Origin of the sequence: Ruminococcus sp. zg-924 (assembly GCF_024433635.1) — a bacterium.
In the GTDB taxonomy this organism is placed as follows: Bacteria; Bacillota; Clostridia; order Oscillospirales; family Acutalibacteraceae; genus UBA7067.
This window is the reverse complement of record NZ_WNJZ01000006.1, coordinates 45,301-59,162: the sequence shown is the minus strand read 5'-3', so window position 1 is coordinate 59,162 and position 13,862 is coordinate 45,301. Positions and strand designations below refer to the sequence as shown.

The window sequence follows — 13,862 nt, the reverse complement described above, 5'->3', positions numbered from 1 at the left end:
TTCAGTTCTCGCTTGTTTGTTTTTCGTCACTGTCTTCGTTAAACATCTCATTATTCACGCTATTAATAAGACGGTCGTCAATACTCTGTCTTTTGCCTTGCTTATTCTTACCGCTTGTAAAGCGTGAAAACGGTGCTGTGCATACTATTACGGCGTAGTAGGTTATAAACCTCCAGATTAAAATTGCAGATTTAAGCGTGCCGTTTGCAAAGTATTCTGCCATAAACATATTGTATGCAAACTCTGCAATTCCCGATGAACCGGGCAGAGGTATAAGGCTTGATGTGAGGTTTACATACGCCTGAGCACAAACCATATCAACAGGACTTGCACCGCTGAAGCCAAAGGCTCTGTAAAGCAAATACGGGCAAATAAGAATAAAAATTACCTGGCAGAACACAAGCAAATAGTATAATACCATTCTCTTCTTGTACCTGAATACGTTTTTATTAGCCTCGTGAAAGTTTTCAATCTGCTGTTCAAAAGCGAGTGTCTTTTCGTCAGGGTTCTTAATAAACCTGAGTTTATGCATAATCTTGCTGACAAGGTTTAAAAGCTTTTTTGAAAGTCCTCTGCAAAAAGAAACAATAAGCAAAAATGTTGTCACGCCGATTTGAGATACAAAACCCAATATAACAAGGCTCCATTTGTAGGGCGTGTCCATAGTTGCAACAAAATAATCAAATCGCAGAAAAATTGCAAAAATACTTATCGCCGTTGTTGTAAGCTGATAAACAATAAACTTCTGCGTCATACAAGAGGTTGAAAAGCCTGCACTTATCCCCATTTTTGACAACAGATAAATCTGCATTGGCTGGCCGCCCGTTGACGATGGAGTGATAGCGCTGAAAAACTGCCCGACGCAGCTTGTTTTTACTGCGTCCCACATCGTGAAACTCTTAAATTCTGACCTGATAAAAAAATATGTAACGAACACATCCATAACTATGTTCATCATAAAAGCTACAAACGCTACAAAAACCCAGATCCAATTTATTGTACCGGGTGAATTTCTGAGCAAATCCATAAGTCCGTCCGGAGAGATAAAAAAGTATATAACAAGTCCGACAGACATCAGGATAACAAAAATATTCAAAATCAAACTAAAGCTGATTTTAGACTTCTTTTTAGTTCCCAAAGCTTTCCTCCTTAGAGTAATGCGGTAAAACCTTTTCTTTTTGGTGTATCTTAAAGCTAAGGATTAGTATACCATTTTAAGTCATACAAAACAATTGTTATTTTATTCGTTATTTGCAGCATAATTTGCTGTTTTATGTTAGTTTTCACCGCAATTATTTCCGCATGCTTCCAAAATTAAATCGGAAATTGTTTCAACCGCCTTGCCCTTAAAGAATTCCTCGCAGGAATGCTTCATTGAATCAAGCTTTTCAGAGTCGGTTATCAGCCTTTGAATAACAGGGGCGCATTTTTTGCCCTTTGGAAGCTGAATAGCCATATTATTTCTGATAAGGTAATCCTCATTATCAGCCTCCTGCCCCGGATAAGCCTTGAATATAGCCATAGGCAGGCACGACGCAAGCGCCTCGGTAACGGTTAAGCCGCCCGGCTTTGTAATAAGCAGGTCGCTTGCGTGCATATATCTGTAAACGTCATTGACAAAGAAATGAAGCCTTGTTCTCTTTCCGCCGTCGCCTTGCTTTTCAAGCCTTTGCTCAAACTCGGCGTAAAGCTTTTTGTTATTTCCTGTAATGATAATGAGCTGGAATTTTTCCGGTATATTCAAAATTCCCTCGTATATGTCGAACACGTCCGACACACCAAAACTCCCCGCCATCATAAGTATTGTCGGGACATCTTGCTCAAGCTCCATTTCATTTAGCAGAGCGTTCTTATCCTGTTTTATATAGAACACAGGGTCAACCGGTATTCCAAGTGTTCGTATTTTACTTCCTTTTACTCCTAAATTTTCAAGCTGATACTTCATTTCATCGCTTGAAACAACAAGAAAGTCAACATTAGGCTGAATATATGTCTTGTGCGGTGCAAAGTCGGTTACTATTGAAATAAGCGGAACCGTCAGCTTGAATTTTTCCTTTATTGCAGACACCATCTCAGCCGCAAAAGGATGAGTTGTAACTATTGCGTCGGGCTTGAATTCGTCAATTATCGGGAAAATTTTCTTTGACACACTGCCGGTTACGTTATCAACAAGAGAATTGAGCTTTGTGTCCTTGTCGGACCGGCGGTACATCTTGCCATAAACCCTCGGCGCATGCTTTGCAAGAAAAACATAGCCGCCGCTTATCAGCTTGTCAAACGCCTTGCTGACAGCCTTGAGTGCGTCAACAGTTTTTACAACAGCCTCACTGTCACGGGATTTCAAATAGCCTTCAAGTGCCGCTGACGCTTTTTTATGTCCTCCGCCTGTTGAAGCGGTAAAAATCAATACACGCATCTGTTATTATCCTTTCAGCTAATTTTCTTTTGTTATTTACCCGTTGTCCTTTATCAAAATATCCCTATTTAAATCATTATACCAAAACAAACAAAAAATTCAACACCTTTCTTGAAAGCAAATTATGCATCCGATAAAAAACGTAATTATGACATACAAAAAAACAAACTGTTAATTTATTATCTTTGTTCGTTTTTTTGCTTCGTTTTCTTTGCTTTTGTCGGCGTTATGTAGTAGAATATAAGTAGCTGTAACAGACACAGCATTAGTTGGCAACACATAATAGTACAAATTTAATTTGTACCGCCAATCAAATCCCGGAGGTATATAAATGAGTAATGACAACAACAAAAAAGACATTAACTCTAAAATAGATGATATTTTAAACGAAGTTAGACAGCAGCACATTCAAAATGACGCTGAAAAGTCTGAAAGCACAAAAGCCGAACAGCCAAAGCCTGAGCAAACGAAAAAGGTCGAGCCGACAGAGCCTGAGCAAACGGAAAAGGTCGAGCCGACAGAGCCTGAGGAAGAGGAGTTTGTCGATATAAGCGCAGGCTTCACAGCGCAGCAGCCGCAGCAATTACAAGCAGAAAAGCCCGACAAAAAAGCGGAAAAGAAAAAGAAGAAGGCTGAAAAGCAAGCAGCAAAACAGGCTGAGAAAGCAGCAACGGCGCAGCAGCCGGCTGCCGCAGTTGCCATTGATGACAACAGCGAACAAGCAACAGATGTTTCGCAAGCCAACAACAGCACACCTGATTCTGAAGCGGATAAAATAATTTCCGAAATTCCTGCCCTCATAAACGCCGACACAACGCAGCAGGCAGTAATATCTGCCGAGCCGAATAAGTCGGCTGAAACGAAGAAGAGCAAAAAAGGCTTCGTATTAGGCGGAGTCGCCGCAGTTTTAGTGCTTCTCGCCTGTTCGTTCTTTGCGGCAATGGCTCTGACACCGGAGTCCATTCCTGTTGCAGCGCCTATACCGGAGGTTAAAGGAGCTACCCAGACAAATGAAAACGAGTTTGTATTTGCCAAGGGCGTTTCAATTTCCGGCATTGACATCGGCGGAAAGAACCAGAAGGAAGCAAAGGCTCTTATAAAGCTTAAGGAGAGCGACTTTAAGGAGGAGTTCACCCTTAATGTAAACTATGGCGACGGCAAGAAGCTTTCATTTACGCAGGACGACTTTACATATACATTTAACACGGACGAGGTGTTTGAGCAGGCTGTTCAGTACAGCCGTGACGTAAACACCGCAATAAATAACGGTACTATTGACCAGCTTGCTGTACCGGATAAATACAACGTAACAGCAGACGCTGAAAATGGTACGGTTGATTTTGCTGTATCCTGCATTGTAAGCGATTCGTCCATTGAAAAGGTTGTAAACAGAAGTGCTGCAAAGATTGACAAAAAGGCCGTTGAGCCGCACGCAGAGAAATATGACCCCTACGCTAAGAGCTTTGAGAAAATGTTCAAATGGGTTAAGGGCAGCAACGGCACAGTTATCAACCAAGAAGCGCTCACAGAAGATATAAAGGAGCTGTTCAAAAACGGCGCCAAGAGCGGTGACGTTACCGTAGAAACCACAACCGAAAAACCAAAGCACAAGATGGATGAGGTTAAAAACAACGTACAGCTAATCGGTCAGTTCAGCACAGTATCGACAAACGGCTACAATGCAAACGCTAATATGGCTACTGCGCTTGCGGCTATTGACGGAACAATAGTTGACCCGGGCAAGATATTCTCGTTTAACGAGTGCACAGGCGACAGCAACCTGCCTGAAAACGGTTATCTGCCTGCAAGCGTTATTATGAACGAGCAGTATGTTCCGGGCATTGGCGGCGGTATATGTCAGGCAGCAACAACAATTTATAACGCAATGTTGCTTTCAGACATGGGAGTAGAGGAGCGAGCAAACCACTTCTATACCTCCGTATACGTTTACGGCGGTCTTGACGCTACAATCGACTACCCAAACCTCGACCTCAAGATGAAAAACAACACAGATTACCAGATTTTTGTTCACACCTGGATGGACGGAGTTACTCTCAATTGTGAGATATACGGTTTCCAACCGAGCGAATGGGACGAAATAAGAACCGAGTCCGAATGTTCATGGATCGGAAGCGAAAGCTTTGGTTTTGAAGCGGACCGAGTATACTATAAAAAAGGTAAAGAGGTTAAGCGAGAGGATCTTCCGGACTCAGTGTACAGCCTGAAAAACGGTCACTACGTTGTCGCAGGCGATCCGGGTAATGTGTCGAACAAGATTGAAGACCCGAAAAAGAACCTCAAAATTTCATAAATAACGGAATACACTTAAAGCTCCCCTGTGCAGCAGTATGCAGGGGAGCTTTGTTTTGCCGCTAAAGCAATCCGATAAGCGAACAAAGGTAAAAGCAAGAGGGATTACAATGGGGTTCCTTTGGTCGTTTATGGGTAAGGTTTTTTAATGCCTCATTCGGCACAGACCGTTCTGTTTTTGCTAAACACTGATTGAGCCGAACGAATGACTGATAAAAGATTTTTGCAAGAGAAAAGACACGAACAAGCCGTGCCTTTTTTCTTGGGTATAATATATTTTTGAGTAAAAAGCTGATAATTATTCCTCGATGCCGTAATCATCAAGATTTTCAAGCTTGCCTGTAAGCGAGTAAACCACCCACTCAGCAATATTAACCGCATGGTCGCCTATTCTCTCAAAGTACTTTGTTGCAAGGAACAAATCAAGTGCCGGAGCTGAATCATACTCTCCGGACTTAAGTCCTGAAACAAGCTTTTGACGAATCTCGATAAACAATTGGTCAACCGTATTGTCCATCTCAGCCACCTTTTGCGCAAGGTCTAAATCTCTCTTTATGAACGCATCAACGCCTAAATTAACCATATTAACTGCTGTATCCGCAATCTCTGAAAAGACCGTTTTGTCAAGATGACAGTTCTGTGAATCAACAAACTTAGAAATCTCGGCTATATCTTCGGCGTGGTCTCCTATTCTTTCAAGGTCAGTAACAAGCTTTAAAGCAGCCGATATAAATCTCAAATCCTTAGCCACCGGCTGATTGTGCATAATCAAATTTACACAAAGGCTTTCAATATCCTTTTCCTTTCTGTTTATGGCACTCTCATATTCGCTGACCTTATTTATTCTATCAATATCAGATTTCACAAGTGCCATTGCGCTGTACGCAACAGACTTTTCAACAAGACTTCCCATCTCTATTATCTGATTGTTTAAATCGTTAAGCTGAATATCGTAATATTCTCGCATTAGCCAAACCTCCCCGTTATGTACTCCTCGGTTTCCTTCTCCCTTGGGTTGGAAAAGATTTGGTCAGTGTTGCCGTATTCAATCATCTTTCCGAGTAAGAAGAACGCAGTGTTGTCTGCAATACGCAGAGCCTGCTGCATATTGTGAGTAACCATAATTATTGTGTACTGATTTTTAAGCTTTAAGCAAAGCTCCTCGATTTTTCCTGTTGAAATAGGGTCAAGAGCAGAGGTTGCCTCGTCCATCAGCAATACCTCCGGCTTTACAGCCAAGGCTCTTGCTATGCACAAACGCTGCTGCTGACCGCCGGAAAGACCAAGGGCGCTCTTTTTGAGTCTGTCCTTAAGCTCATCCCATATTGCGGCATCCTTAAGCGAGCTTTCAACAATCTCGTCAAGCTTCGCCTTGCTCTTGATGCCGTGTGTTCGTGGACCGTAGGCTATGTTGTCGTACACGCTCATTGGGAACGGGTTTGCCTTTTGAAAAACCATACCCACTCTTTTTCTCAGAATATTTATATCTATATTTCCGTAAATATCCTCGCCGTCAAGCCTGATGTCGCCTGTTATCTTACAGCCCTCAACAAGGTCATTCATTCTGTTGAGTGATTTTAAAAGTGTAGATTTACCGCAGCCCGAAGGCCCGATAAACGCTGTTATCTGATTTTTCGGCATATTCAGATTTACACCTTTTAAGGCGTGGAACTTGCCGTAATACAGATTCATATCTTTAATAGTAAATTTGTCCATTTATGCCCATATATCCTTTCTCAGAGCGTTATTTCTTGCTGCTCAGTTTCTTTGCAATAAAGCTTGACAGAGTGTTTATTCCAAGCACAAGCACAAGCAGTACAACTGCCGTACCCCATGCCTGATCTGTATGCAGTCCTTCGTTTGCAAGCATATACATATGAATTGCAAGAGTTCTGCCCGATGACATAACTCCGTCTACAAGTCCTGTCGTAGAGCCTGCCGTATAAATCAAAGCCGCCGTTTCGCCAACAATTCTGCCTATTGCAAGAATTACACCGGCAAGTATTCCGGGCACTGCGCTTGGGAGAATTGTTTTAACAATTGTTCTGAGCTTGCCTGCACCAAGGCCGTAACTTCCCTCACGGTAAGAGTCCGGCACAGCTATAAGCGCCTCCTCGGTTGTACGCATAATGGTAGGAAGTACCATTATCGACAGTGTAAATGCGCCTGCAAGAACCGAGTATCCCCATTGAAATGCCGTAACAAAGCACAGCATACCAAACAAGCCGTAAACAATTGACGGAATACCCGACAGGGTTTCAGCCATTGTTCTTATTACCTTGACAAGCTTGTTGCCTCTCTTTGCATATTCTGCAAGGTATATTGCCGCACCGATACCAAACGGCACAGCGATAAGCAGTGTGAGCAATGTAATAATAATCGTATTGATAATCGCCGGCATACACGACACATTGTCGCTGTTATATTCCCACGCAAACAGGTCGGGTGTTAAATGCGGAACACCCATTACAAGTATGTAAACTATGAGAAATACCAATGCGAAAATAGAAAGTGCCGCTGCCAGTACAACTATAAGATACATAACAAGTGAAAGCGGCTTTCTTTTGTACTCCTTTAGTCTTTGAGAAAAAGCAATTTTATTTATAGCCTTAATCTCAGACTGTTTTTCATTTATAGCGTCAGCCATTCTTCTCACTCCTACTCTTTATAGCCTGCATTGAAAGGGTTATCAGCAGAATAAACACAAAAAGTACAACGCCGGTTGCTATAAGTGCCTGTCGGTGAAGTCCGGTTGAATATCCCATTTCAAGGACTATGTTTGCTGTCAGCGTTCTTACACCGTCTGTAATTGAGCTTGGTATCTGCACCTGATTGCCTGCTATAAGGATAACCGCCATAGTTTCGCCTATTGCACGTCCGATACCCAGCACAACGCCGGCTAATATACCTGATTTTGAAGCCGGAAGAATTGCCTTGAACACGCTTCTCTCTCTTGTAGCACCAAGAGCAAGCGAGCCTTCGTAATAGCTTTCCGGCACAGCACGGATTGCCGACTCGGACACGCCGATAATTGTGGGCAGTATCATAATTCCCAATACTATCGAAGCCGCAAGCAAGCTCGGCCCGTTTCCGCCAATATTGTCACGGATAAACGGCACTATTACCATAAGACCAAAAAAGCCGTAAACAATTGACGGAACACCTGCAAGAAGCTCTGTTGCAGGTTTAAGAATTTTATAGAGTGCAGGCGGGCAAAATCTTGCAAGAAACACCGCCGTAAGGATACCGATTGGAACACCTATTATTATTGCGCCTGCGGTAACATAAACGCTGCCGACTATCATACACAATATTCCATAACTTGCGGGTTCGTTTGTAGGCGCCCATTTCTGGCCGCCTACAAAATCGAGTATCCCAATTTCCGCTATTGCGGGAATACCGTTATAGAATAAGAAGATACAAATAAGGACTACCGCCGCTATACTTGTTATGGCTGTCAGGAAGAAAACCCCCTGCATAGCCTTTTCTTTTATTCTGTTTATTCTCATTTAATTACGTCGCTCCAAACCTTTGTTTCACCTGTATAGATTGCCTTTACCTGCTCAATTGTAAGGCTTTCAACTGTATTGTTTGTATTTACGATTACTGCGATACCGTCTTTTGCTATTGTTTCTGACTTAAGCTCTGACACTTCGTTGTCCTTAAGCTCACGGGAAGCCATACCGATGTCGCATGTACCCTCAATAGCCGCTGTCATGCCTGATGATGAATCTGTTGTCTGAAGCTCAATCTCAGCGCCTGTGTTAATTGTCTTGTAAGCCTCAATAAGCTTTTCCATAACCGGAGATACTGAAGATGAGCCCGCTATAACAATCTTGCCGCTCGGCTTTGAGCCGCTGTATGCTGCGTTCTCAGATACTGTTACATAGCCGTTGTCAGATACAACCTTCTGGCCGTCTGCACTCATAATGAAGTCAACAAAATCCTTTGCAAGACCCTCAAGTTCGCCCTTGTATGCAATATTGAACGGACGGCTGATTTTGTAATCGCCCGACTTTACATTTTCTGCTGTTGCTTCAACATCTTCAATTTTTACCGCCTTAACTGTATCATTAAGTGAACCGAGTGAAATGTAGCCGATTGCAGCATCGTTGCCCTTAACGTTTGTAATAACAGCCTCTGTGCCGTTAACTGTAATTGCGCTTGCCGCTGTGTTGTCTGTCTTTGTGTCGCCGTCCTTTACAAGAACACCTGTAAGCTCAACAAATGCGTCTCTTGTTCCTGAGCCCTGCTCTCTTGTTATTACTGAAATCGTCTTGCTTGTGTCGAATGTTGATGTTGCCGCTGAACTGTCGTTAGATGAACCTGCACTGCTTGAAGAATTACCGCAGCCTGCGAATGCTGATACAGCTATAAGCGCCGCTGCTGCCAGTGTTAATACCCTTGATGTCTTTTTCATTTTTCATTCTCCTCTTCTGAGTTGATTATTATTTACCTCTTTGGTACGCTTATGAATATAAACCCAAGTTGTAAAAAGCAAATACACAAACAGGTAAAAGCTTTGTAAAATGAATTTTTTTCTTTTTATGTATTATACGTCCATGTCTGGGAAAATTAGTTAAGGAAATACATTATTCATACCCAAATAGGACAGTGATAAAATGGTTAGACTTACTAAAAGACAGGTTGTGCGGCTTGTAAGCTTCGGTGCAGCGCTTTTACTGCTTGTGTCGTGCGCTTGCTTTGCAGGATTTTCAGTTGCAAACCGCTACCGAAACACAATTGAACAGGGCTATCAACTGGCTCTGTCAGAGCTTTCGGACTATATGACAAGCATAAAGTCCTCTTTGGAAAAGGGTATTTACGCCAACACAAGCACAGGTCGGCTGTCCCTGGCTGCAAAGCTTTGCAGCGACAGTGCAGGCGCAAAATCGGCATTGTCACGTTTGCCTGTAACCTCCTCAGAGGGTGAAAAGCTGCACAAATTTCTCTCTCAGGTCGGCGACTACTCACGCAGTATAATAAACGCATCTTCAAGAGGGTATGAATTTTCATCGCAAAACCGTGATACTCTCGTCAGCCTGTCAAGCTACGCAGATAAGCTCTCACCTATTTTAGAAGAGCTGTCGGCAAAATACAGCGACGGCGAAACACAGCTTGGCGTTAAACAGACAATACAGGGCAACTTAACTGAGGAACCTCCGCAGAAATTCACGCTTGATTATGATTTTGGTGAAATCAACAACAGCTTCGCAAGCTACCCTACTTTAATATATGACGGCCCGTTTGCAGACAGCACTCAAAACAGAGAAAGCGTATTTCTTGGCAACTATAACGAAATAAGTGAGCATCAAGCCACTGAAAAAGCCGCAAAGTTTCTGTCCACCACAGCAGATGCCCTGACAATGCTTGAGCCGACACAGGGCAAAATACCCTCCTACGTTTTGTCAACAGGCGACAACGAATATATAACCGTATCAAAGCAGGGCGGCTTTATTGTTGAAATGACAAAAAGCGACTCACCAAACGGCAAGTCGCTTGAATATAAGGACGCAATAAAAAAAGCCGCCGAGTTTCTAAATAAAAACGGCTTTAAAAATATGCAAGAAAGCTATTACGTAATCAACAACAATATATGCATTATCAACTTCGCCTATATGCAGGACGAAGCTGTGTGCTACGGCGATTTGATTAAGGTAGGCGTGTCAATGCAAAACGGCGAAATTGTTTCTTACAATGCGGAAAATTATCTGATGAACCACTGCATAAGAAACACCGAACCGTATCTTCCGCTAAGCTCAGCCCGCCGAAGCCTAAGCCCGTATCTCACCGAAAAAAATTCCCGCCTTGCGGTTGTACCGATTCACGGCGATATTGAATACCTCTGCTATGAATTTTTGTGCAAGGGTGTTGACGGCGAGGATATACTTGTATATATCAACTGCGAAACGGGACTTGAGGAGCAGATTTTAATTCTGTTGAAATCAGACAACGGAGTACTGACAATATAATTTTCAGGAAATTCAAAAATTACTCTTTTAATTCTGAAATTATAGTAGTATAATATACTCATCAAATTGCAAAGGAGAATTCAAATGGATAAATATGTTTGCGAGCCGTGCGGCTGGACTTACGACCCTGAAGAGGGCTGCGAGGAGCAGGGAGTTGCACCGGGAACAGCGTTTGAAGATTTACCGGACGATTTTGTTTGCCCAATCTGCGGCGCAGGAAAAGAAGAGTTTGTAAAGGAATAATTCTTAATCGGTCTGTGTAGTACACAGGCCGATTTTTACTATGTGTTTAACCTGGAGGAAAAAATGAGAATTAACGCAGTTGTATTTGATATGGACGGTCTTATGCTTGACACAGAATGGACAACATACAAGCTGTCTAAAGAAAACGCCGCAAAAATGGGATATGAAATCACTCTTGATATGTTCAAGCAGACTGTCGGTAAGCGTTCACCCGACGCTAAGCTCTATTACAAATCTGTGTTTGGCGATGGGTTTGACTTTGACCGTATGCGGCAAATGAACCTTGAATGTTTTCGGAAATGCATAGAGGAAAACGGAGTTCCGAAAAAGCCGGGAATTGACAAGCTGCTTACATATCTGAAAAACAGCGGAATAAAATGCGCTGTTGCCTCCTCAACAAGTCAGGCGGTAGCCGAGGATTTGCTTAAGCGTGCAGATATATTCAAATATTTCTCCGCCGCCGTTTTCGGCAATATGATTGAACACGGCAAGCCTGCGCCGGACATTTTCATCGAAGCGTCAAGCCGCCTTAACATACCCTGCGGTGAATGTATGTGCCTTGAGGACAGCCACAACGGAATAAGGGCAGGATATTCGGCAGGAATGGTAACCGTTATGGTACCCGATATGCTGCCGCCGAATGATGAAATCATTGGCAAAGCCTACACCGTAGCAAAGGATTTATTTGAGGTTATAGAAATAATAGACAGGATAAATAACGGGTGAACAACAGACAACGAGCAGGTATTTTTGTTTCAGCAACTTAACACGAGATTTTAGAAATTTATTTTTATTATTAAAACCAAAGCATTAAAAAAGGAAGGTGCGCTTTTGGCATCTCCCTTTCACTGTTTTACTCCTGTGAATATTTCTTAACTCCGTCCTCATACGCATTGCCGCCGTAGCAGTCAACCGCAACTATGCACGGAAAATCCTCAACAGTATATCGCCTTACAGCTTCTGTTTCCAAATCCTCATAGCAGAGGATTTCTTCGCTTTTAATACTCTTTGCAATGAGCGCCGCCGCACCACCGATACAGGCAAAATACACACCCTTATTCCGCACGATAGAGTCAATAACCTCCTGTGAACGTGCGCCCTTGCCTATCATTCCTCTTAACCCTAAGTCCATAAGTGCCGGAGCATATTTATCCATACGGTAGCTGGATGTCGGGCCTGCCGGACCTACTGCATAACCCGGCTTAGCCGGGGCAGGGCCAACATAATATATAAGTTCTCCCTTGATATCAACAGGCAGCTCCTCGCCGTTTTGAATCAGTTCGTAAAGCCTTTTGTGTGCTGCGTCACGACCCGTAAGCATAGTGCCGGACAGCAAAACACTGTCGCCTGCCTTTAGTCCGAGTATATCTTCCTCGCTCAGCGGAAGTCTTAGCTTTTTCATATATCTCAATCCTTTCGCTTGTGGTTAAATTACGGTGCTTTTGTGACGAGCCGCATGGCAGCATATATTCACCGCAACCGGCATACCTGCAATGTGGGTTGGGTAGGTTTCAATATTTACTCCGATTGCCGTTGTGCTGCCGCCAAGACCGGCAGGGCCAAAGCCCATTTTGTTTATCTCGCCAAGCAGCTCCTGCTCCATTTTAGCATATCTCTCATCCTCGTTGCTTGTATCAATTGCTCGGAGCGTCGCCTTTTTCGCAAGCTGTGCCGCCTTTTCAAACGTACCGCCGATTCCAACGCCTACAATCATAGGCGGGCACGGGTTAGGGCCTGCCCTTCTAACTGTATCAAGTACAAATGCCTTTACACCCTCAACGCCCTTTGACGGAGTCAGCATTGCAATAGCCGACATATTCTCGCTTCCAAATCCCTTACCGCCTGCAAGAATTTTTATTTTATCGCCGCTTACAATTCTTGTGTGGATAACCGCCGGCGTGTTGTCGCCCGTATTTTTACGGTCAAACACAGGGTCACTCACCACACTTTTACGCAGGTAGCCCTCGTCATAGGCTTCTCTTACGCCCTGCATAACGGCGTCCTCAAAACCGCCGTCCTCAATTACAACCTTGTCTCCGTACTCAACAAACAGCACTGCCATACCTGTATCCTGACAAAGCGGAATCTGCTCATTCGCTGCAATCTCGTTATTCTCCAAAAGCTGCGATAAAACGCTTTTGCCAACAGGCGACTTTTCGCACTCCAAGCCTCTTTTAAGAGCCGCCGTAATATCGTCCCCAATATAATAATTACAGTCCATAAACAGCTTTTTTACCGCATTGGTAACTGTACGGGCATTTATTTTTCTTATCTCCATAATTAACCCCCGATTAAATTCGTGTTATTATATTATAATCCAAGGCGAACGGGTTTTCAATATCAATTTTTTGCAGTATAATATAGAAAACAACAATTTTCAACAGGAGTGAGATTATGACTAAGGCAGAACAGGCAAAGCAGCTTTTTATGGAGGGCTACAACTGCTCTCAGGCTGTATTTATTGCCTTTGCTGACGAATGTGGAATTGATAAGGAAACCGCTGCGCTTATTTCAAGCGGCTTTGGCGGAGGGCTTGGCAGAATGAGAGAGGTTTGCGGAGCCGTAATCGGAATGTCGATGGCTGCCTCTATGCTGTTCGGTTACAGCGACCCCAAAAACTTTGAAAAAAAGAAGGAGCTTTATGGGATTATTCAGGAGCTTGCAGGTGAATACCGCAAAAATAACGGTTCCATAATCTGCCGTGAAATTTTAGGACTTGACAAAAACGCCCCAACACTGCCGACACCCGACAAGAGAACTGAACAGTACTACAAAAAGCGCCCGTGTCCCTTGCTTGTATATAATGCGGCTGAGATTCTTGACGGGTATATTGCAAAAAACAAAGCTTAAAGCGAAAACCGGAGCACCGCAATGATGCTCCGGTTTTTAATTAACGATTAACTTAACTCCTGCTCACAGCA

Annotated in this window: 14 protein-coding genes; 5 read left to right on the top strand and 9 right to left on the bottom strand. The window is 43.3% G+C overall.

The genetic code is table 11. The features are described from left to right. Position 1: 1 nt before the first annotated feature. Both GMA13_RS04175 and GMA13_RS04170 read right to left on the bottom strand, forming a co-directional pair. On the bottom strand, positions 2–1,138 hold the full coding sequence (locus tag GMA13_RS04175; RefSeq protein ID WP_255883659.1) for a lysylphosphatidylglycerol synthase transmembrane domain-containing protein: 1,137 nt from the start codon (positions 1,136–1,138) through the stop codon (positions 2–4). A 138-nt stretch (positions 1,139–1,276) separates the two neighbouring features. Beyond that, entirely contained in the window at positions 1,277–2,416 is a 1,140-nt protein-coding gene (locus GMA13_RS04170) for a glycosyltransferase (protein ID WP_255883660.1), read from the bottom strand. Between the two features lie 331 nt (positions 2,417–2,747). On the opposite strand from GMA13_RS04170, the gene GMA13_RS04165 reads away from it, so the two are divergent. Then, a complete protein-coding gene (locus GMA13_RS04165) occupies positions 2,748–4,727 on the top strand; it encodes a VanW family protein (protein ID WP_255883661.1) in 1,980 nt (659 codons plus the stop codon). A gap of 297 nt (positions 4,728–5,024) precedes the next feature. Here GMA13_RS04165 and phoU read toward each other — a convergent pair whose 3' ends face one another. From phoU to GMA13_RS04140, 5 genes are read right to left on the bottom strand one after another with little or no spacing between them, the layout of a single operon-like run. Then, on the bottom strand, positions 5,025–5,693 hold the full coding sequence (phoU, locus tag GMA13_RS04160) for a phosphate signaling complex protein PhoU (protein WP_255883662.1): 669 nt from the start codon (positions 5,691–5,693) through the stop codon (positions 5,025–5,027). Further along, entirely contained in the window at positions 5,693–6,442 is a 750-nt protein-coding gene (gene pstB, locus GMA13_RS04155; protein WP_255883663.1) for a phosphate ABC transporter ATP-binding protein PstB, read from the bottom strand. The genes phoU and pstB overlap by 1 nt, the downstream gene beginning before the upstream one ends. Positions 6,443–6,470: 28 nt before the next feature. Next, positions 6,471–7,373: a phosphate ABC transporter permease PstA gene (pstA, locus tag GMA13_RS04150; RefSeq protein ID WP_255883664.1), complete on the bottom strand. Its 903-nt coding sequence runs from the start codon at positions 7,371–7,373 to the stop codon at positions 6,471–6,473. Next, positions 7,366–8,235: a phosphate ABC transporter permease subunit PstC gene (gene pstC / locus GMA13_RS04145; protein WP_305119691.1), complete on the bottom strand. Its 870-nt coding sequence runs from the start codon at positions 8,233–8,235 to the stop codon at positions 7,366–7,368. The genes pstA and pstC overlap by 8 nt, the downstream gene beginning before the upstream one ends. Then, on the bottom strand, positions 8,232–9,146 hold the full coding sequence (locus GMA13_RS04140) for a substrate-binding domain-containing protein (protein ID WP_255883665.1): 915 nt from the start codon (positions 9,144–9,146) through the stop codon (positions 8,232–8,234). The genes pstC and GMA13_RS04140 overlap by 4 nt, the downstream gene beginning before the upstream one ends. A 202-nt stretch (positions 9,147–9,348) precedes the next feature. Between GMA13_RS04140 and GMA13_RS04135 the strand changes: the two genes are divergently transcribed. The 3 genes from GMA13_RS04135 to GMA13_RS04125 all read left to right on the top strand — a co-directional run bounded on the left by GMA13_RS04135 (position 9,349) and on the right by GMA13_RS04125 (position 11,667). After that, entirely contained in the window at positions 9,349–10,698 is a 1,350-nt protein-coding gene (locus GMA13_RS04135; protein ID WP_255883666.1) for a PepSY1/2 domain-containing protein, read from the top strand. Positions 10,699–10,782: 84 nt separating this feature from the next. After that, positions 10,783–10,941, top strand: coding sequence for a rubredoxin (locus tag GMA13_RS04130; protein WP_255883667.1), 159 nt, complete (start codon positions 10,783–10,785; stop codon positions 10,939–10,941). 63 nt (positions 10,942–11,004) lie between these two features. Beyond that, complete coding sequence (locus GMA13_RS04125; protein ID WP_255883668.1) at positions 11,005–11,667, top strand: HAD family phosphatase; 663 nt, start codon at positions 11,005–11,007, stop codon at positions 11,665–11,667. A gap of 127 nt (positions 11,668–11,794) precedes the next feature. Here GMA13_RS04125 and GMA13_RS04120 read toward each other — a convergent pair whose 3' ends face one another. Together GMA13_RS04120 and GMA13_RS04115 are read right to left on the bottom strand one after the other, a co-directional pair. Next, positions 11,795–12,343, bottom strand: coding sequence for a Fe-S-containing hydro-lyase (locus GMA13_RS04120; protein ID WP_255883669.1), 549 nt, complete (start codon positions 12,341–12,343; stop codon positions 11,795–11,797). Between the two features lie 24 nt (positions 12,344–12,367). Next, a complete protein-coding gene (locus GMA13_RS04115) occupies positions 12,368–13,213 on the bottom strand; it encodes a fumarate hydratase (RefSeq protein WP_255883678.1) in 846 nt (281 codons plus the stop codon). A 122-nt stretch (positions 13,214–13,335) separates the two neighbouring features. On the opposite strand from GMA13_RS04115, the gene GMA13_RS04110 reads away from it, so the two are divergent. Next, a complete protein-coding gene (locus tag GMA13_RS04110) occupies positions 13,336–13,791 on the top strand; it encodes a C-GCAxxG-C-C family protein (protein ID WP_255883670.1) in 456 nt (151 codons plus the stop codon). Positions 13,792–13,862 lie beyond the last annotated feature (71 nt).